General features: G+C 63.2%; 17 protein-coding genes. 8 read left to right on the forward strand and 9 right to left on the reverse strand.

From position 1 onward, the window contains the following. Positions 1-114: 114 nt before the first annotated feature. On the reverse strand, positions 115-630 hold the full coding sequence (locus H163_RS0101975; protein ID WP_019962863.1) for a hypothetical protein: 516 nt from the start codon (positions 628-630) through the stop codon (positions 115-117). Positions 631-894: 264 nt separating this feature from the next. On the opposite strand from H163_RS0101975, the gene H163_RS0101980 reads away from it, so the two are divergent. Beyond that, positions 895-1,158: a hypothetical protein gene (locus tag H163_RS0101980; RefSeq protein WP_019962864.1), complete on the forward strand. Its 264-nt coding sequence runs from the start codon at positions 895-897 to the stop codon at positions 1,156-1,158. 40 nt (positions 1,159-1,198) lie between these two features. Here the strand turns inward: H163_RS0101980 and H163_RS0101985 are convergent, their stop codons facing one another. After that, a complete protein-coding gene (locus H163_RS0101985; protein ID WP_019962865.1) occupies positions 1,199-2,686 on the reverse strand; it encodes a helicase HerA domain-containing protein in 1,488 nt (495 codons plus the stop codon). A 331-nt stretch (positions 2,687-3,017) separates the two neighbouring features. Between H163_RS0101985 and trhA the strand changes: the two genes are divergently transcribed. Next, positions 3,018-3,665: a PAQR family membrane homeostasis protein TrhA gene (trhA, locus tag H163_RS0101990; protein WP_019962866.1), complete on the forward strand. Its 648-nt coding sequence runs from the start codon at positions 3,018-3,020 to the stop codon at positions 3,663-3,665. Between the two features lie 71 nt (positions 3,666-3,736). On the opposite strand, the gene H163_RS0101995 is transcribed toward trhA, so the two are convergent. Beyond that, positions 3,737-4,507 (reverse strand): L,D-transpeptidase, encoded by a 771-nt coding sequence (locus H163_RS0101995; RefSeq protein WP_019962867.1) that lies wholly within the window; start codon positions 4,505-4,507, stop codon positions 3,737-3,739. Between the two features lie 237 nt (positions 4,508-4,744). On the opposite strand from H163_RS0101995, the gene H163_RS0102000 reads away from it, so the two are divergent. Both H163_RS0102000 and H163_RS22000 read left to right on the forward strand, forming a co-directional pair. Then, positions 4,745-5,815 (forward strand): dipeptidase, encoded by a 1,071-nt coding sequence (locus H163_RS0102000; protein ID WP_026355349.1) that lies wholly within the window; start codon positions 4,745-4,747, stop codon positions 5,813-5,815. Positions 5,816-6,165: 350 nt separating this feature from the next. Beyond that, on the forward strand, positions 6,166-6,864 hold the full coding sequence (locus H163_RS22000) for a GntR family transcriptional regulator (protein ID WP_160118251.1): 699 nt from the start codon (positions 6,166-6,168) through the stop codon (positions 6,862-6,864). Between the two features lie 17 nt (positions 6,865-6,881). Here the strand turns inward: H163_RS22000 and H163_RS0102010 are convergent, their stop codons facing one another. From H163_RS0102010 to H163_RS0102035, 6 genes are all read right to left on the reverse strand, one after another. After that, entirely contained in the window at positions 6,882-8,267 is a 1,386-nt protein-coding gene (locus H163_RS0102010; RefSeq protein ID WP_026355350.1) for a TIGR03808 family TAT-translocated repetitive protein, read from the reverse strand. Positions 8,268-8,359: 92 nt separating this feature from the next. Continuing rightward, a complete protein-coding gene (gene meaB, locus H163_RS0102015) occupies positions 8,360-9,358 on the reverse strand; it encodes a methylmalonyl Co-A mutase-associated GTPase MeaB (RefSeq protein ID WP_019962871.1) in 999 nt (332 codons plus the stop codon). Between the two features lie 56 nt (positions 9,359-9,414). Beyond that, positions 9,415-10,038: a DUF1131 family protein gene (locus H163_RS0102020; protein ID WP_019962872.1), complete on the reverse strand. Its 624-nt coding sequence runs from the start codon at positions 10,036-10,038 to the stop codon at positions 9,415-9,417. A 166-nt stretch (positions 10,039-10,204) separates the two neighbouring features. Then, positions 10,205-10,786 (reverse strand): LOG family protein, encoded by a 582-nt coding sequence (locus tag H163_RS0102025; RefSeq protein ID WP_019962873.1) that lies wholly within the window; start codon positions 10,784-10,786, stop codon positions 10,205-10,207. 14 nt (positions 10,787-10,800) lie between these two features. Further along, a complete protein-coding gene (locus H163_RS0102030; protein WP_019962874.1) occupies positions 10,801-11,838 on the reverse strand; it encodes an asparaginase in 1,038 nt (345 codons plus the stop codon). Positions 11,839-11,876: 38 nt separating this feature from the next. Then, a complete protein-coding gene (locus H163_RS0102035) occupies positions 11,877-13,058 on the reverse strand; it encodes an aminotransferase (RefSeq protein WP_019962875.1) in 1,182 nt (393 codons plus the stop codon). Positions 13,059-13,277: 219 nt separating this feature from the next. Between H163_RS0102035 and H163_RS0102040 the strand changes: the two genes are divergently transcribed. From H163_RS0102040 to H163_RS0102055, 4 genes are all read left to right on the forward strand, one after another. After that, positions 13,278-16,673: a class I SAM-dependent DNA methyltransferase gene (locus tag H163_RS0102040; RefSeq protein ID WP_019962876.1), complete on the forward strand. Its 3,396-nt coding sequence runs from the start codon at positions 13,278-13,280 to the stop codon at positions 16,671-16,673. Between the two features lie 147 nt (positions 16,674-16,820). Beyond that, positions 16,821-17,222, forward strand: a complete 402-nt coding sequence (locus tag H163_RS22005; RefSeq protein WP_208975327.1) for a hypothetical protein — start codon at positions 16,821-16,823, stop codon at positions 17,220-17,222. 187 nt (positions 17,223-17,409) lie between these two features. Then, positions 17,410-19,242: an adenylate/guanylate cyclase domain-containing protein gene (locus tag H163_RS0102050; RefSeq protein WP_019962878.1), complete on the forward strand. Its 1,833-nt coding sequence runs from the start codon at positions 17,410-17,412 to the stop codon at positions 19,240-19,242. A gap of 69 nt (positions 19,243-19,311) precedes the next feature. Next, positions 19,312-20,328, forward strand: a complete 1,017-nt coding sequence (locus H163_RS0102055; RefSeq protein ID WP_019962879.1) for an Ldh family oxidoreductase — start codon at positions 19,312-19,314, stop codon at positions 20,326-20,328. Positions 20,329-20,346: the final 18 nt, after the last annotated feature.

Genomic DNA, 20,346 nt, shown 5'->3' on the forward strand with positions numbered 1-20,346 from the left:
TGCCACGACTCCGGCGCAGGCACTTGCCCAAAATAAATAAGGCAGCAGGATTCATCGGACTGAAGGTTAGGCAGTCCTGCCCTCAGCCGTTTCATGAGACGCCTTGCCGTAAGGTTACTGGCCGGCTGCGGCCCCCAATTCCGACTTGATCGAGAACGGCGCCCCATCCATCGACAGCACGATATCGTCAACCACCGGCTTGCCGTTTTCGACGACGACCTTGAACAAAGTCTCGCTGTAAGCCTGATACTCGGCTTCCTGCCCAAAACAGGTGACGGCCTGAAAACGGGCCTTCACATCTGTCACGGCGCCCTGCGGCGGAGCGGCCGTGATGGTGACATTCTTCAGCGGACAACCATCCTGACCGTTGACGATCACGTCATAGTCAAAGGGAGAGCCGCTCTCGCGGGCATATTCGCCCTGCATCGCCTTCTCGTAGCGGGCAGCGAAATCGGAGCTGAACAGCACCTTCAGCCGGCTCGCGTCAAAGATGTCCTGATACTCGGTCCCGCTCTCGGACCAGTTCGCTTCCGTCATCTTCATGATCTCGCGCACGGGCGCGGTGGCATCGGCGGCAAGAACGGCCCCCGGCAGGACAAGCCCAATCGCGAACACGGCTGTCTTCAGCATTTCCGGCACTCACCCCATCTGGCGCACCCGGCTTGTTCCGGGACTGCAGCACGTCTCAAAGCAGCAGAATCCCTGCCCTGCCGCTTTCTCTCTCAGCCGATCATGTCAGCCTTGCGGCAAAGCGCAAGCCGCGAATGGACAGGCATTGATCCTGCTCCGGACTACGCCAATTGCATGACGCAACAGTGGCACCAGAGACTCCTCTTGCCCGCCCCACCGGAAAGGAGTATGAGAACAAAAAGGGAACTAAACAGAGTTACGGCCATGGACGGACAGATGGATATCAGCATCACCCGCTTCGAAGTGGAAGACGTTGCGCGCTATCTGCGGGCAACGCTCAATCAGGCCAGCCGCATCCGCAGCAATGCGCCCGCCGGAAGCTATCTCGACACGGTGCTTGCGCGCACGATCGAGGGTCTCGAACTGGAACTGGCGCAACTCAAGTTTTTACTGGCGGACCCGGAGTTTCCGGTTCCATCAGCACAGCCTTCCCCGCCCCCCATGACACGCATGCGCCGCGCCATGTAATCTTCGCCCACGGGTAGAGAGCGCATGGCGGCACGTCTGTTCAGGCTGCCGCTTCCGCATCGCCCGGGGCTGTCTGCCAGCCAAGATCCGTCAGCGTGACAATGCGGTTGCCGCGCATGTCGGTGGCGCAAAGCAGGAAGCCGCGTTCTTCCATGTGGGCCAGCAGCCAGCGCGCACGGCCGGGTGAGCGGGTGCCATAGGCCTTGGCGATTTCCGCATTCGGCGGGCATGGCGCCTTGGCGAGCGCCGCCTTGGCCAGCAACAGGTACACCCCGCGCATGTCCTCCGGCAGCTCGGCAGCAATCAGCGCCGCACGTTCCCAGTCGCCGGTGTCAACTTCGCCGCTGTCGACCCCGGCACGGGCAACCGACAGCTTCTCGCGGAAGACCGACAGATCCGGCACGCCGCCTGGCACCTTGGCAATGCGGCAGCGGACCTGGAAGTCCTGATAGAGCGCTGCCACCGGCTGAAAGGCCGCCTCGGGCTCCGCCAGAATTGCCGTCATGATCTCGTCGATTGCCGCATCCCGCTCCGCCGTATCCACCGGCGGTTCGTCCGGCTGCGGCACCGGCTGATTGCGGGCGCTTTCCATGCGGCCCGCAGCCGACAGCTGCGTCAGGATCTCCGCCGTCGAAACCGGCTCCGGCGCACGCGGGCGGATGCGCAAGGCCTCATCCGGCATGGGCGTGAAGATCAGATCCTTGGCATCTTCCGCCGGCTTGTCAGGCAGCGGCGTCAGCTTCGGCCCGCCGCCGCGGCCGGAGGTTTCCACCGGCCCGATGCGCACCGGCACCGGACGGCGCGACATGGCAGGCCCCAGGGCAATGAAATGCCCCCGGTCGAGATTGCGGAAGGCTTCTGCCTGCCGCCGTTCCATGCCGAGGAGATCGGCCGCGCGGGCCATGTCGATGTCCAGGAAGGTGCGGCCCATCAGGAAGTTGGAAGCCTCTGCCGCCACGTTCTTGGCAAGCTTGGCAAGGCGCTGCGTGGCGATGATGCCGGCCAGCCCGCGCTTGCGGCCACGGCACATGAGGTTGGTCATCGCAGTCAGCGAACGGCGGCGCGCCTCTTCGCTCACTTCACCGGCTGCCGCAGGGGCAAAAAGCTGCGCCTCGTCCACCACCACCAGCATCGGATACCACTGGTCGCGGTCCGCATCGAACAGGCCATCAAGGAACGTCGCTGCCGCCTTCATCTGCCGGTCCGCATCCAGACCTTCCAGATTGAGCACGACGGAAACCCGGTGCGCCCGCACGCGGGCAGCGATCATCTGCAGGTCACGCTCGGTTCCGGCCGCATCCACGACAACATGGCCGAATTTGTCGGCAAGGCTGACGAAGTCACCCTCCGGATCGATGATCGCCTGCTGCACCCAGCTGGCGGACTGTTCGAGAAGACGGCGCAGAAGATGCGATTTGCCAGAGCCGGAGTTGCCCTGCACCAGCAGGCGCGTTGCGAGCAGTTCTTCCAGATCCATCAGCGCCTTTGCGCCGCCTGACATTTCGCCGATATCGATGCTGACCGTCATTCCCCGTCCCGTGCCGCTGAAATCCGGTTAGGTCCACAGACCTCAGGCATGGCATTGCCGCCCCTTGAGTCCTGCCGGTTGAACCCGGCCGTCCGGCGGTACTCCCTCAAGGTGGGCAAGGTCAATGCTCTGCGCGCAAACATAGCGATTTTCAGCGGCGGGTGAAGCCGATTCCCCCGTTCTTCAACCTTCCCCTTGTGGAAGGATTCCGCCGCTTGCCGCCTTTTCTGTCCGCGCACCGGCTAAGGCAGAGCCCTGCAGAAGGCGCTGGCCTTCCGGCCAAGCTGACGTTACGTTGACGTCATCGGAAGGCGCCACGGAAGAGGGACACATGCGCGAACAAACAAGAGCAGAGCGGATTGCAGATGGAACGGTGCATGTCATCGGCATAGCACTGGGGGTGGCGGCCACCATCATTCTTCTGGCACTGGTCATTCCGCAGCCGGATCCGGGGCGCATTGCCAGCATTTCCATCTACACCGCATGCCTGATGGCCATGCTGATATGCTCGGCGCTCTACAACATATTTGCAAAGAACGACCATACCAGCTGGTTCCGCCGGTTCGACCATGCGGCCATTTTCCTGATGATTGCAGGCACCTACACGCCCTTTGCGGCCATGGTCATCGGCGGCTGGGCCGGCATGCTGGTGCTTGCTGTCGTGTGGACAGGGGCAATCACCTGCGCTGCGATCAAGCTGGTGCGGCTTCAGCGCTTTGACAAATACACAGTGCCGATCTGCCTGGCGCTCGGCTGGGTCATCGTCTTCGCCTATCAGCCGTTGCTGGAAAATGCGTCGCCGCTGGGTTTCTGGCTGCTGGTGGCAGGCGGTGCGCTCTATTCGGCAGGAACGGCCTTTTATGCCTGGAAGTCCCTCCCCTTCCAGAATGCCATCTGGCATGGCTTCGTGCTGGCAGCTGCCATCTGCCACTTCGGCGCCATTCTCTCGGACGTCGCCCTGACGCCCGTCCTCACCTGATCCGCAATGCAAAAGGCCCCGCGCAGGGCGGGGCCTCATGATCAATTGTGAAGCACAAAGGCGAAGGCGGCTCAGCCGGCCTTCTTCTTCCCGGCTTCGGCCATCTGCTTCTTGACGTTATCGGGCACCGCATCGCCCAGAACGACGACCTTGGTGTTCATCGGCACGCGGGCGTAAAGATCCATCACGTCCTGATGCCACATGCGGATGCAGCCGCTCGAAACGCTGCGGCCGATGCTCTGCGGCTCGGTGGTGCCATGGATGCGGTAGAGCGTGTCCACATTGCCCTGCCACAGATAGAGGGCACGGGCACCCAGCGGGTTCTCGATGCCACCATCCATCTTGCCGTCCTTGTACTTCTTCAGTTCAGGACGGCGCTCGATCATTTCCTTCGGCGGGAACCATGCAGGCCATTCCTGCTTCATGCGGATCGTCGCATCGCCGGACCAGCCGAAGCCTGCCTTGCCAACGCCGATGCCGTAACGCAGGGCCTTCTTGCGGGAAATGGTCCAGTACAGGAAGTGATTGTAGGGATCGACGATGATCGTCCCAGGCGCTTCCTTGCTCTCGTAGTCAACGACCTGACGCCAGAACTGCCGGTCAAAGTTCTTGTACTTGATCGCCGGAATGTCCCAGTCGCCATCCTTGCGGGCGGCATAGGCCAGATCATAGTCGAACTTCTCGTCCGGCAACGGCGGCTGATTCGGCAGCCCGACCGGCTGCTCAAGCGTCTGGCACCCTGCGGCCGACAACGCCATGAGCGCCGCACCTGTGAAGAGAAAACCGCGGCGGCTCAGTCCGCGCGATCCAGTTTCAAATTCCGAAGCAACATCAGCTGCCATTTTGGGCTCACCCTTGACCTGACGAACCGTCATAAACGCCACCTTTTGCGCCGGTTCACCGGGAGAAGGCAATATTCGCCCGGAATGAACAAATGAAATCCCCGCGAGCGCGGCAATTCCGCCACAGATGCATGCTGCCGCTTGCCATGACCGCCACTGCAATGCCTAAATGAAAAGCAATCCAGCCTGCAGAAACGCCTGCAACCCGCCCGAGCCCTGCCCCCTGACGAGGTCCCATTGAGCGAATCACATCCTGGCCATCCGCCCGTGCCTGTCTTCGATGGCCACAATGACACCCTTCTGAAGCTGGAGATGCGTGAGCGTGCAGGGCGCGGCAAGTCCTTCTTCGAACGCTCCCCGGAGGACCACATAGACCTGCCCCGCGCCCGGGACGGCGGCTTTGCCGGCGGTCTCTTCGCCATGTTCGTACCCAGCGTACAGGACATGCAGCTGATGCGCTCGCTTGGCTCCGCCGATCCGCGCCACTACCAGCGGCTGGGTCAGGAAGAAGCCCTGAGCTGGACCCTGGCGATGACCTCCCGCGCCCTGAAGCTGGAAACCACTTCGCAAGGCGCTTGCCGCATTGCCCGCAGTGCATCCGAAATCGAGGCGGCAATGGCAGCCGGACAGATGGCGATGGTGCTGCATATCGAAGGGGCAGAGTGCATCGGCCCGGATCTTGCCACGCTGGATGTTCTCCATGCCGCAGGCCTTCGTTCCCTTGGCCCGGTCTGGAGCCGCCGCAACATCTTTGGCGACGGCGTGCCCATGGCCTTTCCGTCCTCTCCCGATACCGGCGAAGGGCTGACAGATCTTGGGCACCAGCTTGTCCGCCGCTGCAACGCGCTCGGCATCATGGTGGATCTGTCGCATATCACCGAGAAAGGCTTCTGGGATGTAGCGGGCATCTCGGACAGGCCGCTCATCGCTTCCCACTCCAACGCTCACACCCTGTGTCCCAGCGCCCGCAATCTGACGGACCGCCAGCTGGCAGCCATTGCAGAGAGCAAGGGGCTTGTGGGCGTCAATTTCCATTGCGCGTTCCTGCGCGAGGACGGGCGCCCCGACAGCAATACGCCGCTCGAAACGGCCGTCCGCCATGCAGCCTATCTCATAGACAAACTTGGCGAGGATCACGTCGGTCTTGGTTCCGACTTCGACGGATGCCTTGTTCCCCGCGATATCGGTGATGTTTCGGGCCTGCCGCGCCTGATCGCGGCGTTCCGGGAACACGGGTTCGGTGAAAATCTGATCGAAAAGCTGGCCTGGAGAAACTGGGTCGCCGTCATTGCGCGCAGTGAAATTTGAAACTGGCGCATATAGACAAATCCAACCCGGCGTGAACTTGTTTAAAATACTATACAAATTTCATGATAGTTTGCGGCAGCTGCCCGGAAAAATGCGGCTGCAGACTGTTCTACATGTATTGCAGGCTGTTTGCTTCAGAATGAGACAACTCCGGCCGCCGAAGTGGCTTGGCAGGCTTGTTCGCGCGGGAAGGTTCTTTCAAAAGAGCGGCTCCGCAAGCATTCTGCTGTCAGCGGCATGCATCAGCCTGCGATGCCACTTGTATCCGTTGTGCTGTTTTCTTTTGATCCGCTGCCCGGAGCTTGCATGTCAGAAGGTGGGGGCACAGCCGCATGTCAGTGGCGATGCAAATGAAATTTCCGACGCTTCCGAAGGAAAGCGGGCGCAAGTCCAACGCAGTTTATGGCAGCTTGAGGCGCCTTATCATGCTGTCTGAACTGAATGGCGGCAGCATTCTGACCGAACAGTCCCTCGCTCACGAGTTTGCCTGCTCGCAAGGCACCATCCGCGAGGCACTGCTGCGGCTGGAACAGGATGGGTTTGTCGAACGCAGAGGCTATCAGGGAACCTTCGTCACAAGCATAAGTGACGCAGAGGCGGAGATCCTCATTCACCAGCGTATCGCCCTCGAAAGCGCCGGCATCGCCCGGGCCTGCCTGAACATTGATACCGCCACCCGTGAGTTTCTGCTCCAGTCGGTCGAGGACTACCGCAAGGTCCGCGATCTGGGCGATGGCTATCTCCTCAGCCGCATCGATCTCGCTTTTCATCTGAAGCTGTTCGAGCGTGCAAACCTGCCCAACCTTATGCCGGTCCTGGCGCGCACTCTGCAGCTGGTTCACCGTTTCATGATCGCTCAGCGCGCAGGTGAGACCTTCTGGCTGGACCTGTTCCCGGAGCAGCACCTGTCCATCATCGAAGCACTGGATCAGAAGGATCCTGAAGTGTGCCGGCAGCTGATGGCGCGGCATGTGGCCTCAAATGTCGAGGCTTTCCATCCGATCATGTTCAAGCGCCTGTTTGGCAGCATGGAGCAGCCCGCCGCCTGAGGGGCTGCGAGCAGCCGTCAGCCGCTCACCGTATTCCCCGCAATTGCCAGGTGCCGCGGGACGGTACTGGCGCCAGCCAAATCGCCGGTCACCGCCTCCCGCCAGCGGTGGCCGACAATGGCCCCGCGGCGCGCCCCGGAAATGATGTTGCCCTGAATGACGGCCGCTCCTGCGCCTTCCACCACGGTCACGGCAATGCCGAGCGGGCAGTCTCTCAGAATGTTCTGGGCAATCAGCAGGTCGCGCATGTAGGGGCCCCAGCCCGCAAGGATGCCGTACTTCGGCGCACCCTCGACAACATTGCCGCTGACCACCGTATCGGCTTCCACCGCGACGCCGATGCCGAAGCCCGCCACTTCTTCCGGATAAGGGCCATCCAGGCGGATGTTGCGCACGATGTTCCCTGTCACGGACGCCAGCCGCCCGCCCTGCTGGAAGTTGGCCACGGAAATACCCATCGTGCCCCCATCCACCAGATTGCCGGAGATGACGGCCCCTTCGAAGCTGAACTCGCTGTAGACCGCCGTCTCGCCCGAACGCAGGCAGGTGTTGCCGCTGATCTGCACATTGGAAGCCGAGTTGGCACGGATCGCCGAGAAGGCGCAGTCCGACACGTGGTTATTGGCGATGATGACGCCGCCCGCGCGGAAGACATTGATGCCATTGCCGTGCTGGCCGGTGCCGCCCGCCTTGGCTGCTATCGCGCTGATCCGGTTGCCCGTGATCAGCGTGCCGTCCTCGCCCTGGGTCCAGCGCAGCACCAGCAGCCCGCCGTTGGCGCATCCTGTAATGGTGTTGCCGGAGAAGGTCAGCCCCGCACCCTCGACGGAGCGGATGCCGGCTTCCGCCGCACCGGAAATCACGCAGCGCTCCACATGGCCGCTGCAGCGGTCCAGCGCCAGTCCCGAGCGGCTGGAACCGGTGATCTCGCAGTCCGTCATGCCGAGATTGGTGACCCCGGTAAAATGCAGCAGGCCGAAGCTGCCCTCCCCCAGCATCTTGTTGCCGCCGTCGAAGGAGAGGCCCTCCAGACGGATGCGGCTGGCGCCATTGGCCCCCATCAGCACACCGCCGCCGCCCAGATGCACCAGTTGCGTACGCCCCGGAACGCCGACAATCATGGCGCCGGAGGGAAGATCGAGGTTGGAAACGGGATAGCTGCCGGCGGGCAGAAACAGCGCCTTGCCACGGGCCACGGCCCGGTCGATGGCCTTTTGCATGGCGGCGCTCTGGTCTTCTGGCCGGTCCGGCACAAGGCCCAGGTCCTGCCCGTCAATGCTGCCGCGCAGATCCGCCACCTGCGTCAGCGCCAGAACGGGTGTACCGGAAAGGCACAGACCCAGCCCGGCCAGAAAGCCCCTGCGGCCCATCTTCAGCCTGTCTGACCTGCAAATCCCGCTCATCGCCTCACCGCTCGTTTCAATCTGGCGCAGCAGACGCAGCCATTGTGCAGCAGGGAGCAAGAACCATGCCCGCAGACAGGGGCGAGCAAGGGTCAGATGCCGGTAAGCCTGGCGATGTCCTCCACGGCGGCGGAAGCGGGAACCTCGCCGGAGCGCACCTTGTCCTCAAGCGCGCGAATATGGGCGGCCCGTCCAGGGTCCCGGGTCAGGGCCTCCATCAGCCGCTGTTGCAGCATGTCCCACATCCAGGACACCTGCTGGCGGGCGCGCCGCTCCTGCCATTCGCCGGTCGCCTGCATCTTGTCGCGGTGCAGTTCCACCTGCGCCCACATCTCGCGCAGGCCTTCGTTGGCAAGGCCGGAAACCGTCACTACCGGCGGCGACCATGTGGGCGAGCGCGGTGCCATGATATGCAGCGCACTGCGGTAATCGGCCGCCGCCGCCCGCGCCCGCATGGCCCCCTCGCCGTCTGCCTTGTTGACGGCGATGAGGTCGGCGATTTCCAGGACGCCTTTCTTGATGCCCTGCAACTCATCGCCGGCACCCGGCAGCATGAGCACGAGGAAGAAATCGACCATCTCCGCGACGGCCGTTTCCGACTGGCCGATGCCGACCGTCTCCACAAGGATCACGTCGAAACCGGCCGCCTCGCACAGCAGCATCGTCTCGCGCGTGCGCGCCGTCACGCCGCCCAGCGTTCCAGCAGAAGGGGATGGACGAATGAAGGCTTTCGGATCGACAGCCAGCCGCGCCATGCGGGTCTTGTCGCCCAGAATGGACCCGCCGGTGCGGGTGGAGGATGGATCAACCGCCAGCACCGCGACCTTATGGCCATCTGCGGTCAGGTTGCTGCCCAGCGTGTCGATGGTGGTGGATTTGCCGACGCCCGGCACGCCGGTGATGCCGACGCGCTGTGCCTTGCCCGTGTGGGGCATCAACAGGGTAAGAAGCTCCCGTGCGGACTGGCGGTGCTCGGCCTTGCGCGATTCCACCAGCGTGATCGCACGGGCCAGCATCGCCCGGTTCCCTGCAAGGATCTGCCGGGCGAGATCGTCAACGGACGGTGTGCGGACAACGGATTCGGCGCTCATGCTTTCAGCCTTAGCCGATCAGGCCCGCCCCGTCACCATCGCCGAATGTCTGGGTGTCAGCCCTGAGCGGTGGGCGTCCAGACGATGCGCTGCAGGGCGGCGCCCCGCAGCTGGCCTTCATCCGGCAGGGCATCCCAGGGGCCCTGATATTGCGGAATGGCGAAGACAAGCTCCACATTCGGCGCGCCCTTGGACCGGCAGATGGCCATGCCGCGCCACAGGTTCTGGCCGACGCGGCAATCGGACCGGCGCATGCCGGCCTCGGCGAAGGTCATGCCGATGCGCTCGCCGTTGGGGCCGGCCAGATGATGGGTCACGCCGTGCACGGCGCGGACATTGCCATCCCGTCCACGGAAGATCTGCAGCACCTGAAACCCGTCCGAGTTGAACGCACCCAGCGCGTTTTCGGTGGTGGTTTCTTCCGCTGTCTGGATGGTGTCGGTGGTAAAGCCCGGAAGGGCGGCCTGAATGGCCTTGGAGGAATAGGCCGTTCCGGCACGGATGCCGCCAACACCGGCACCGGTGATCTGCACCAGAGTCACATTCGACGTCCGCGCGGCAGGCACCGCTGCATAGGACATGGTGCTGACCGAAGACGTGGTCTCCGCATAGTCCGACGTTCGCGAACATGCGGGCAGAAGCAGGGCAAGACCAAGTGCAGCGGCAAGCGGAAGACGCATGTGAGAATTACTCCGGACACTGAATGATGCTTCGGCAAATCGGCAGGCAGCCGGGCCAGACGGCATTCCTTTGCCAGCCAATTGGGGCAGCCCTGCGGCAGGCCTGCCCCTGTTGCGCGGCACAATGGTTGATCCGGGTTAACCAGCCATTTCGATCAGCCGACTGTCAGGTATCCTGTTTCTTGATCCACTTGGAAATCACCGGCGGCACATAGGCTTCAAAGCCTGCGATCAAATGCGCCGGATCTTCCGATACCAGCAGCATACTGCGCATTTCCGCCCGCACAAACCCCTTGGAAACCTGCTCGTCGAGGAACGTCAGCAGCGCATCGTAGAAACGCGCCGTGTTGAGCAGGCCGAAGGGCTTGGAGTGATATCCAAGCTGCCCCCAGGTCCAGACCTCGAAGATCTCTTCCATGGTGCCGGTGCCGCCCGGCAGGGTGATGAAGCCATCGGACAGTTCGGCAAACATCGCCTTGCGCTCATGCATGGAGCGGACAATGTGGATTTCACTGAGGCCCTTGTGCTCCAGTTCCTTGGCCTTCAGCGCCTCGGGAAGGATGCCGATCACCTTGCCGCCAGCCGCCAGCGCGCCATCAGCGACCGCGCCCATCAGGCCCACAGCAGCCCCGCCATAAACAAGGGTCTTGCCCGCCTCGGCAATCACCCGCCCCGTCTCGCGGGCAGCCTGTTCAAATGCCGGGTCCGTGCCGAAATTCGACCCGCAGAAAACGCAAATGGACTTCATCAGGAAACAGCTCCTTATGCACTGACGCTGGCGGCGCGGCGCAGGTCCGTCAGGAAGTCCTGCGAGGGGCGGATCAGCCCCACCTCTGCCTCGCGGCGGCTTTTCAGCACCGGCTGACGCAGATCCGCCAGCAGGCGGGCTTCGTCGTCATTGAGATCAAGGAAGGCTTCCAGCACGGCAGCCATCATCACTTCCGAGGCCCGCGACGCGCCGTCATCGCATTTCAGCGCGATGCCGAGCCCCAGTTCGGGGATCGCGGCACAGAACACGCCCTCCGCGCCGGTCTTGACGAAGACGCGCTGGCGCAGGCCTTCCATGGCACGGGTGCAGAAGCGGCCGGTGCCAGCCACCATGAAGGGGTTTTCAACACAGGCCTTCAGCAGCCGCTGCGCCGCCTCCGCCCGTTTCGGCTCCAGCCCCTCACCGGTGCCGAAGGCCGCAAAGGCGCGGGCAAAGCCGTCCAGCGGGCTGGCATAGGTGGGGATGGAGCAGCCATCCGTGCCGCAGATATCCGCCGTCAAACTGTCCCCGGTCATGGATTCCAGCACGAGGCGGATTTCCTGCTGCACCGGGTGGTCCGCTTCCACATAGCCCTTGGTCTTCAGACCCATCGCCTTGGCAAGACCGAGGAAACCGGCATGCTTGCCCGAGCAGTTGTTGTGCAGGGCGCAAGGGGTTTCATCAGCGCGCGCGAGGCTGGCAATATCCTCCAGCCGGGAAGGCCACTGAACGCCGCATTCAAGGGCATCCTCATCCAGCCCCGCCTTGATCAGCATGACGCGGGCGGCATTCACATGCCGCTCCTCGCCGTTGTGAGAGGAGCAGGCCAGCGCCAGTTCCGGCGCCTCATAGCCCAGCGCATCGGCGGCACCCGATTCAATCAGCGGCAGCGCCTGCAGCGCCTTGATGGCCGAGCGCGGAAAGACGCGGGCGCCCGTATCGCCGATCCGCAGCACCGGATCGCCATTGGCATCGAAGATGGCAATCGCGCCCCGGTGGCGGCTCTCGGTCATCTGCCCGCGTGTCACTTCCACAAGGACGGGATTGCTCATGTTTTCCAGTCTCCTCAAGGATTTCCGTTTGCGGCCTGTCAGCCGTTGCTCGCAGCCTTCATCGGCAGCAGCCAGGCCCGCAGCCTGTCCAGCGCCTCGCTCAGCACCTCATCACGCTTGCAGAAGCAGAAGCGCACGTAATTGGGCGGCGCATCGGTGATGTAGAAGGCAGACACCGGCACTGCCGCAACGCCCGCTTCCGTCACCATACGGCGGCAGATGTCCACATCCGTGCCCTTGAGACCCAGCGGCGCCACATCGCAGGTGAGGAAATACGTTCCCTCACACGGCAGCACGCCAAAACCGAGTTCGGACAGACCAGCGGCAAAGAAGTCGCGCTTGGCCTGCAGTTCGGCGGCAAGACCGGTGAAATAGCTGTCATCCTTCTGCAGCCCATAGGCCACGGCCTTCTGCAGCCCCGGCGGCGTGGTGAAGGTGACATATTGATGCGCCTTGGCGATGGGATCGAGCAGCTTGGCCGCGCCCGTGACATAGCCCACCTTCCAGCCGGTGAAGGAGAAGGTCTTGCCGGCAGAGCCGATCCGCACCGTGCGCTCGCGCATGCCCGGAAAGCTCATCAGCGGGCGGTGCTTCACCCCGTCGAACAGCAGGTGCTCATAGACCTCGTCGCAGATGGCGAAGACGTCATGCTCCACGCAAAGCTCGGCGATGCGGGCCAGCTCCGCCTCGGTAAATACCTTGCCGGCCGGGTTCATCGGATTGTTGATGAGGATGGCCTTGGTGTTTTCGGTGAAGGCCTTTTCCAGCGCTTCAAGGTCGAGGCTCCAGGTCGGCGGTGTCACCCGCACGCGCACCGGAATGCCGCCCGTGCGCCGCACCATCGGCAGATAGCAATCATAAAGCGGCTCGATCAGGATCACCTCGTCGCCCGGCTCCATCAGCGCCAGCAGGCAGTCCGCCAGCGCCTCAGTCGCGCCGGAGGTGACCATGACCTCGCTCTTCCAGTCCACGTCGAGACCGTAGAAGCGGCTGGCAGTGTCCGCCACCGCCTGCCGCAGTTCCGGCAGGCCCAGCATGGGCGGATACTGGTTGGGGCCGGAAATGAAAGCCTCGGCGGCCACGCGCCGCACATCCTCCGGACCGTCCACATCCGGAAAACCCTGCCCGAGATTGACCGCCCCATGCTCGTTGGCAAGGCGGGACATGGTCTCGAAAATCGTGGTCTCAAGCCCGGTGAACACCAGGTTTGTCGGCTTCATCGAAAAGCACCTCCTGCCCCGTCCAAAGCATCAGGCCTGGCGGACATGCATCCGCCCGGCCCGGCACGAAAAAAATCAGCGGCAGAAGACTCACCCCCGCCCGCACCCCAACCTTTACCCCCCCACCCCGCCCCCCGCCAAGCATGAAAGAGGGGCAGAGCTCTTGGCGCGGCGCACTTGGGCCGCTAGAACTTTGAGGCAAACGGGAGTTGATTCAGCGTGCAATCAAAAGTCGAAAGCTTCATCAGCCGCTGGCAGGGGCAGGAAGGCGGACAGGAACGGGCGAACTATGCACTGTTTCTGACCGAACTTTGCGATCTGCTGGGCTTGCCGCATCCTGATCCGGCGTCTGCCGCACACGAGCAGAATGACTACGTGTTCGAGCGCGCCGTCAGGGAAACGGCACGGGATGGCTCCTCGTCACAGAAGCGCATCGACCTTTACAAGCGCGACTGCTTTGTTCTGGAGGCAAAGCAGAGCCGTCTCTCGGGCGACAAGAAACTGCCCGATGCTCCGCAGCTTCCCGGCATCGAATCTGCGCCCCGAGGCCGCCGGGCCAGCGCCAACCGCAGCTGGGACGTTCTGATGATGAACGCCCGCTCTCAGGCGGAAAACTATGTCCGCCTGCTGCCTGCCTCTCACGAGCCGCCCCCATTTGTGCTGGTCTGTGATGTGGGCCACTGCATCGAGATCTACGCCAACTTCCGCCGCGATGGCAAAGCCTACGACCAGTTCCCGGACCGGCGCAGCTTCCGCATCTATCTGGAAGACCTGCGGCAGGAGAAGGTGCGCCAGCAGCTGCAGGCAATCTGGACCGATCCCATGTCGCTCGATCCATCGCGCCACGCCGCGAAGGTGACACGGGAAATCGCGGTACGCATTGCCAAGGTCAGCCAGGCCCTCGAAAAGGCGGACTATCCGCCCGAAGAAGTGGCCATGTTCCTCATGCGCGTGCTGTTCACCATGTTCGCTGAGGATGTGGAACTGCTGCCGAAAGACAGTTTCAGGGAGCTGCTGAAGGACTGCGCCCAGAAACCGGAGATCTTCCCCGGCATGATGCAGGATTTGTGGACCGCCATGGACACAGGCGGCTTCACGGCGACGATCCGCGAGAAGGTGAAGCAGTTCAACGGCCAGTTCTTCAAGAACCGCCGCGCCTTCAATCTGGCACGGGAAGAGATCGGAGAGCTTGCTGCCGCAGCCAGCCATGACTGGAAGGACGTGGAACCGGCCATTTTCGGCACGTTCCTGGAACAGGCGCTCAACCCGGACGAGCGGCGCAAGCTGGGCGCACATTACACGCCTCGCGCCTATGTGGAACGCCTCGTCATTGCCACGGTAATCGACCCGCTGCGGGCCGAATGGGACAACGCCCGCTCGACGGCGGACCGGCAAAAGGCGGAAGGCAAGGCGGATGCAGCCATCAAGACCGTGCAGGCCTTCCACGACAAGCTCTGCGAAACCCGCGTTCTTGATCCGGCCTGCGGCACCGGCAACTTTCTTTATGTCTCGCTGGAGCTGATGAAGCGTCTGGAAGGCGAGGTGCTGGAAGCACTCGCCAACCTTGGCGGACAGGAAGGGCTGGCGCTGGAAAGCCACACGGTGGACCCGCACCAGTTCCTGGGGCTGGAAGTCAACCCGCGTGCGGCGGCCATTGCCGAGCTGGTGCTGTGGATCGGCCATCTGCAATGGCACTTCCGCAATCGCGGAATTGCCCCGTCCGAACCTATCCTGAAGGCGTTCAGGAACATCCAGAATATGGATGCCGTGCTGGTGTGGGATGGCTATCCCCTGCCGAAGGTGGTGGAGGGCAAGGAGACCTATCCCAACCCGCGCCGCCCCGAGTGGCCAAAGGCCGATTACATCGTCGGCAACCCGCCCTTTGTCGGCGGCAAGGATATCCGCGCCCGCATGGGCAGCGGCTATGCCGAGGCGCTGTGGAAGGCGCACAAACACATGAACGAAAGCGCCGATTTCGTCATGTACTGGTGGGACCGGTCCGCAGAAATTCTGCTCAAACCGAAAAGTGCCCTGAAGCGCTTCGGTTTCGTCACCACCAATTCCATCAGCCAGGTGTTTCAGCGCCGGGTCATGGAGCCCTATCTCAGCGCCAAGAAGCCGCTGTCCCTGGTCATGGCCATTCCTGACCACCCGTGGACCAAGGTGACGCGCGATAGTGCTGCCGTGCGCATTGCCATGACGGTGGCAGAGGCCGGAAAGCAGGATGGCCGCCTGCTGGAAGTGACGGCGGAAGAGGCGGTGGAGACCGATAGCCCGGTGATTTTGTTCGAGGAGAAGCAAGGCAAGATCAATGCGGATCTGACGGTTGGCGTAGATGTGACGACGGCTGTGGAATTAAAGGCGAACTTAGGGCTTGGCCACGATGGTGTTAAGCTCCACGGAGACGGATTTATTGTCTCGCCTGCTATTGCCGGGCATCTTGGCCTTGGTGTCATTCCTGAGATGGAAAATTACATTAGGCCGTATAGAAATGGCCGTGACATTGCATATCGGGCGCGTGGGGAACTCGTGATAGATTTGTTCGGCCTGACGAAAGATGAGGTTAGATCTCGCTTTCCTGCAGTTTATCAGCACCTCCTCACTTTCGTGAAGCCCGTCAGAGACACAAATAACCGTGCTTCGTATCGGGATAACTGGTGGCTTTTCGGAGAACCACGGCGCGAACTCCGCCCAGCAATTGCTGGGCTCAAGTCCTACATCGCCACAGTAGACACTGCTCGACACAGGGTATTCCAGCTCCTAGAGTCCAGCATTGTCTGTGTGGACAAGGCGGTAATCATCGCCTCGGAAGACACGTCAATTCTCGGCATCCTCAGTTCACGTATTCATGTGCTCTGGTCACTCAGAACCGGCGGCTGGCTGGGTGTCGGCAACGACTCCGTCTACACCAAGACGCGAACCTTCGACCCCTTCCCATTCCCCGAAGCAACCGACACCCAAAAGCAAACCATCGGCGCCATCGCCGAAGAGCTGGATGCCCATCGCAAGCGGGTGCTGGAGGATCATCCGCATCTCACGCTGACCGGCCTTTACAACGTGCTGGAACGGCTGAAGGCGGGCGCGAAGCCGGATGAGCTGAACGAAAAGGAACGCCGCATCTTCGATGATGGTCTGGTGCTGATCCTGAAAGAGTTGCACGAGAAGCTCGATGCCGCGGTGGCGGAGGCCTATGGCTGGCCGGTCGATCTGCCCGAGGAAGAGGTTCTTGCCCGTCTTGCCGCGCTCAACAAGGAGCGGGCGAAGGAGGAGAAGCGCGGCAAGGTGCGCTGGCTGCGGCCTGATTACCAGATCCCGCGCTTCGGCTCCGAGAAGGAAAAGGCAGAGCAGCTGGAGGCTGATCTTGGCGAGGCAACGGTGAAGCCTGCATCCGGCCCGAAGCCCGCCTTCCCCACAGACGAGCGCGACCAGACCCCTGCCGTATTGCATCAGCTGATGGCCGCCGAAACCGCGCTGGATGCGGAGGCCATTGCAACCGCATTCAGGCAAGGCCGCAAGTGCCTGCCCGCCGTGCAGGCCGTTCTGGCCTCGCTTCTGCGCATGGGGCTGGTGTCCTCCGCCGATGGCCGCACCTTCTCCTTCCGCAGGGTGGCATAAGCCCGGGGCAAAACCACATCCCCCTGTGATTGCCATCACTTCGCCGCGATCCGGGTTCAGATAATTTGAGCTTGGTCCGGTGCCCCTGTTTCGCCCTCTTGAGGATGGGCATGAGGCGGTGGGGCCGGTTCCTTCGGAGACGAAGTCATGATGACTGTATCGAACATGAATTTCTCGGCTCTCTCCCGCAAAGCCGGGGCCACCGCGCTGGCGCTGGTGATGGCCGGTGCGCTGACGCTGGGCGCCGCCACGGGCTCTGCCGAGGCTCGGGACGGGCGCAACGGTGCTCTGGCTGCCGGTGCTGTCGTCGGCCTTGCCGCCGGCGCGCTTTTGGGCACGGCCATGGCCAACAGCGGCCCGGACTATATCGACGCTCCTCCGGCCTATTACGCCCCGCCGCCTCCGCCGCCGCCGGTGGTCTATGGCGGTCCGGTCTATTACGCGCCGCCGCCTCCCCCGCCGGTCCGCTGCTACCTGAGCCCGGTGCAGCGCTGGGACACCTATATCGGCCAGTATGTGGTGGTCGGCCATCAGGAAGTCTGCAACTGATCTGTTGCTGCCCTGAAGCGATGGTTTTGCCCCCGCCGGTTCGCCCGGCGGGGTTTTTCTTTGTGCCGTCTTGCCACTTTCCGGGGCAAACGGACAGAGGCCGCCAATGCGGGTTAGGATGAGCCTTCAGCGAATCTGTGCGGATCAGCCCTGCCGCCGGATGAAACGACAAGGCCAGCGACAGCCCATGCCCTTTACCCTGCGCCTCACGCCCACGCTCGCCACCGTGATCGGCACCTTCGTCTTTCTCACCACAGCTTCCGTCCTCTATGTGGAAAGCACGGCCTCCCGGCGGATCGTGGCCGGGCTCGGCAGCCGGCTCGTCGATCTCGGCATGGATGCCTACGAGCAGAAATTCGAAAGCAAGATCAACGTTCTGCGCAATCAGGCCGGTTTCATAGCCGCCGCCTTTGCGCGGGGCACCTCCCCCATTGCACTGGATGAGGATGTGGCGCGCCTTGCCTTTGGCGGGCTGGCGGCAGCACCCGACGGCACCCGCATCACAGTAGCCCGTGCCGCCCAGGGCGATGCGCTGGAAATCGGCCAGATGGCCGGTGGCGGCATGATGCTGCACCGCATTCCGCAAACCTCAGCAACGGAATTGGAGACCCGCCTGACGCAGGCCGAAGCGGCGGCCGCGCCCTTCTGGCTTGCGCCGGAGTATGATCCCTTGCGCCGGGAAACGCTGCTGTCCTACGTGGTTCCCGTCAGGCGGGACGGCGCTTTTCTAGGCTACACCGCCGTGTCCATCCCCTCCTCGGGCCTGTCCCGGATTGCACGCAGCCTGTCGGACGATCAGCTCAAGGTGTTTCTGCTGCATGGCGAGCAGGAACTGCTTGCCCACCCGGATCTTGACCCGCTGGACGCCACCCTGTCCGAAGAAAATGACCTCGTGGACATAGAGGACGCGCCCGACCCGCTGCTCGCCCGCCTTGCCAGCCTGACGCCGGTTGATCCGAGGCGCTTTGACCTGGGCGAAGCTCACGCCATGTTTGAGGGCGAAACGGAGGAGCATGGCCGCTACTACGTGGTGCTGGAGCGCACGGCGGCGAAGTTCGGCGAGCTGCCGGTCATCACCGGGGCGATCATGCCCGCATCGATTCTGGAGCAGCCGCTGGAAGAGCTTTACCTCTCCATTCTCATTGCCCTGTCCATTCTGGCGGCGGCCCTCGCAGGCAGCGCCGTGATGGCCTACCGCATCGCCCAGCCCATCCGCCGGGCAGCGGCAGGCGCAAGGGCCGTCGCGCGGCTTGATATTGCCGGGCTGAAGCCCCTGCCCTCCAGCCGCATCGAGGAGCTGAAGGATCTGGCCAGCGGCTTCAACGCCATGACAACGGCGCTGACAGCCTTCGCGCGCTACGTGCCCCGCAGCCTCGTTCTGAAGCTGCTGCGTGAAGGCAGCGGCAGCGCCGCCCCGCAGGAGCGGCAGGTTGCCGTGCTCTTCACCGATGTAGTGGGCTTCACCAGCATCTGCGAAGGCATGGATGCAAGGGCGACAGCGGATTTCGTCAATCACCACCTCACGCTGATCGGCAGTGTCGTCGAGCGCCACGGCGGCACCATCGACAAATATATCGGCGACAGCGTCATGGCCTTCTGGGGCGCGCCCGATCATATGGACAATCCCGCCGCAGCCGCAGCCGCTGCAGCACTCGATATCGAACGGGCGCTCAAGGCCGACAATGCCCTGAGGCGGCAAAAGGGCCTTGAACCCGTGCGCATCCGGGCAGGCCTTCATGTGGGGCCGCTCATCGTCGGGGATATCGGCGCACCGGGCCGCGTGAACTACACGGTGATCGGCGACACGGTGAACATTGCTGCAAGACTGGAAAGCCTCGGCCACACGGCAGAACCCGGCGCCGAAGCGGTGATCCTTGCCTCGGCCGATGTGGCAAGTGCCCTTGCAGCGCAGCAGGGCGCATCACGCCCCGTCGTAACACCGCTCGGCGAGCAGACGGTCAAGGGCAAGAGCCAGCCGGTCACAGTGGTGAGGCTGTCGCTGCCGGGAGAGGAAACCTGACACCACGTTTGTCCGGATGAGCTCCCGCATGCTAGGCAGACATATCAGACACCCTGCCGCGAGCCCGCCATGTCCGCCACCGAGACACTCACCCTTGCCGAAGCCCACGAACTGGCCGTTGCAGCCCTTGTAGCCAGCAATACCGCACCGGATGTGGCCGAAAGCGTTGCACAGGCGCTGGTGGCCGCAGAGGCAGATGGCCAGAGCGGGCACGGCCTGTCGCGGGTTCCCTCCTATGCAGGGCAAGCGCGCAGCGGCAAGGTGGATGGGCATGCGGTGCCGAAGCTCAAGGATGTAACCCCAGCCCTCTTCAGGGTGGATGCCTGCGACGGCTTTGCCTATCCCGCCTTTGACATGGTCATCGAGCATCTGCCCGGGCGGGCGCACAAGCTGGGCATTGCCATGGCAGCCGTGCGCCGCTCGCATCACTTCGGCCAGGCCGGAGTGCATTGCGAAAAGCTCGCCGAGCATGGGCTGGCAGCCTTCGTCTATGGCAACGCGCCGAAATCCATCGCGCCCTGGGGCGGGCGGACGCCGCTGTTCGGCACCAATCCGATCGCCTTCGCCGCCCCCGCCGGCAAGGGCCGCCCGCCGCTCATCATCGATCTGGCTGTCTCGCGCGTCGCCAAGGGCAAGATCATGGCAGCCGAAAAGGCGGGCAAATCCATTCCCGAAGGCTGGGCGCTTGATCCCGACGGCAATCCGACGACCGATGCCAGCGCAGCCATGGCAGGCACCATGATCCCGATCGGCGAGGCCAAGGGCGCGGCATTGGCGATGATGGTGGAAGTGATGTCTGCCGCCATGGTGGGCGCCAGCCTGGCCTTCGAGGCACCCAGCCTCTTCGCGTCCGAGGGGCCGGTGCTCAATCTCGGCCAGACGATCATTGCCATTGACCCGGAACTGGTGTCCGGCGGCCTGTTTGGCGAAAGAATGGATACCCTGCTGGATACGGTGGAGTCTGAAGACGGCGCGCGCCTGCCCGGCTCCCGCCGCCTCGCGGCAAGGCAGAAAGCCACCGCCGAAGGTCTGGCAATCCCGGTTCCGATCCTGGAGGAAATCCGGCAGATCATCGCAGTTGCATGAACCCTGCACCATCACAGG

The sequence above is a fragment of the Pannonibacter phragmitetus DSM 14782 genome, from assembly GCF_000382365.1.
GTDB classification, from domain to species: domain Bacteria; phylum Pseudomonadota; class Alphaproteobacteria; order Rhizobiales; family Stappiaceae; genus Pannonibacter; species Pannonibacter phragmitetus.

What these genes read in the sequence shown, in the direction of transcription:
- H163_RS0102050 (WP_019962878.1), top strand. Translation starts at nt 17,410, where the DNA reads ATGCCCTTTACCCTGCGCCTCACGCCCACGCTCGCCACCGTGATCGGC.
- H163_RS0102020 (WP_019962872.1), bottom strand. Translation starts at nt 10,038, where the DNA reads ATGCGTCTTCCGCTTGCCGCTGCACTTGGTCTTGCCCTGCTTCTGCCC.
- H163_RS0102025 (WP_019962873.1), bottom strand. Translation starts at nt 10,786, where the DNA reads ATGAAGTCCATTTGCGTTTTCTGCGGGTCGAATTTCGGCACGGACCCG.
- H163_RS0101995 (WP_019962867.1), bottom strand. Translation starts at nt 4,507, where the DNA reads ATGGCAGCTGATGTTGCTTCGGAATTTGAAACTGGATCGCGCGGACTG.
- H163_RS0102035 (WP_019962875.1), bottom strand. Translation starts at nt 13,058, where the DNA reads ATGAAGCCGACAAACCTGGTGTTCACCGGGCTTGAGACCACGATTTTC.
- H163_RS22005 (WP_208975327.1), top strand. Translation starts at nt 16,821, where the DNA reads ATGATGACTGTATCGAACATGAATTTCTCGGCTCTCTCCCGCAAAGCC.
- H163_RS0101975 (WP_019962863.1), bottom strand. Translation starts at nt 630, where the DNA reads ATGCTGAAGACAGCCGTGTTCGCGATTGGGCTTGTCCTGCCGGGGGCC.
- H163_RS0101985 (WP_019962865.1), bottom strand. Translation starts at nt 2,686, where the DNA reads ATGACGGTCAGCATCGATATCGGCGAAATGTCAGGCGGCGCAAAGGCG.
- H163_RS22000 (WP_160118251.1), top strand. Translation starts at nt 6,166, where the DNA reads ATGAAATTTCCGACGCTTCCGAAGGAAAGCGGGCGCAAGTCCAACGCA.
- H163_RS0102055 (WP_019962879.1), top strand. Translation starts at nt 19,312, where the DNA reads ATGTCCGCCACCGAGACACTCACCCTTGCCGAAGCCCACGAACTGGCC.
- H163_RS0102030 (WP_019962874.1), bottom strand. Translation starts at nt 11,838, where the DNA reads ATGAGCAATCCCGTCCTTGTGGAAGTGACACGCGGGCAGATGACCGAG.
- meaB (WP_019962871.1), bottom strand. Translation starts at nt 9,358, where the DNA reads ATGAGCGCCGAATCCGTTGTCCGCACACCGTCCGTTGACGATCTCGCC.
- H163_RS0102010 (WP_026355350.1), bottom strand. Translation starts at nt 8,267, where the DNA reads ATGAGCGGGATTTGCAGGTCAGACAGGCTGAAGATGGGCCGCAGGGGC.
- trhA (WP_019962866.1), top strand. Translation starts at nt 3,018, where the DNA reads ATGCGCGAACAAACAAGAGCAGAGCGGATTGCAGATGGAACGGTGCAT.
- H163_RS0101980 (WP_019962864.1), top strand. Translation starts at nt 895, where the DNA reads ATGGACGGACAGATGGATATCAGCATCACCCGCTTCGAAGTGGAAGAC.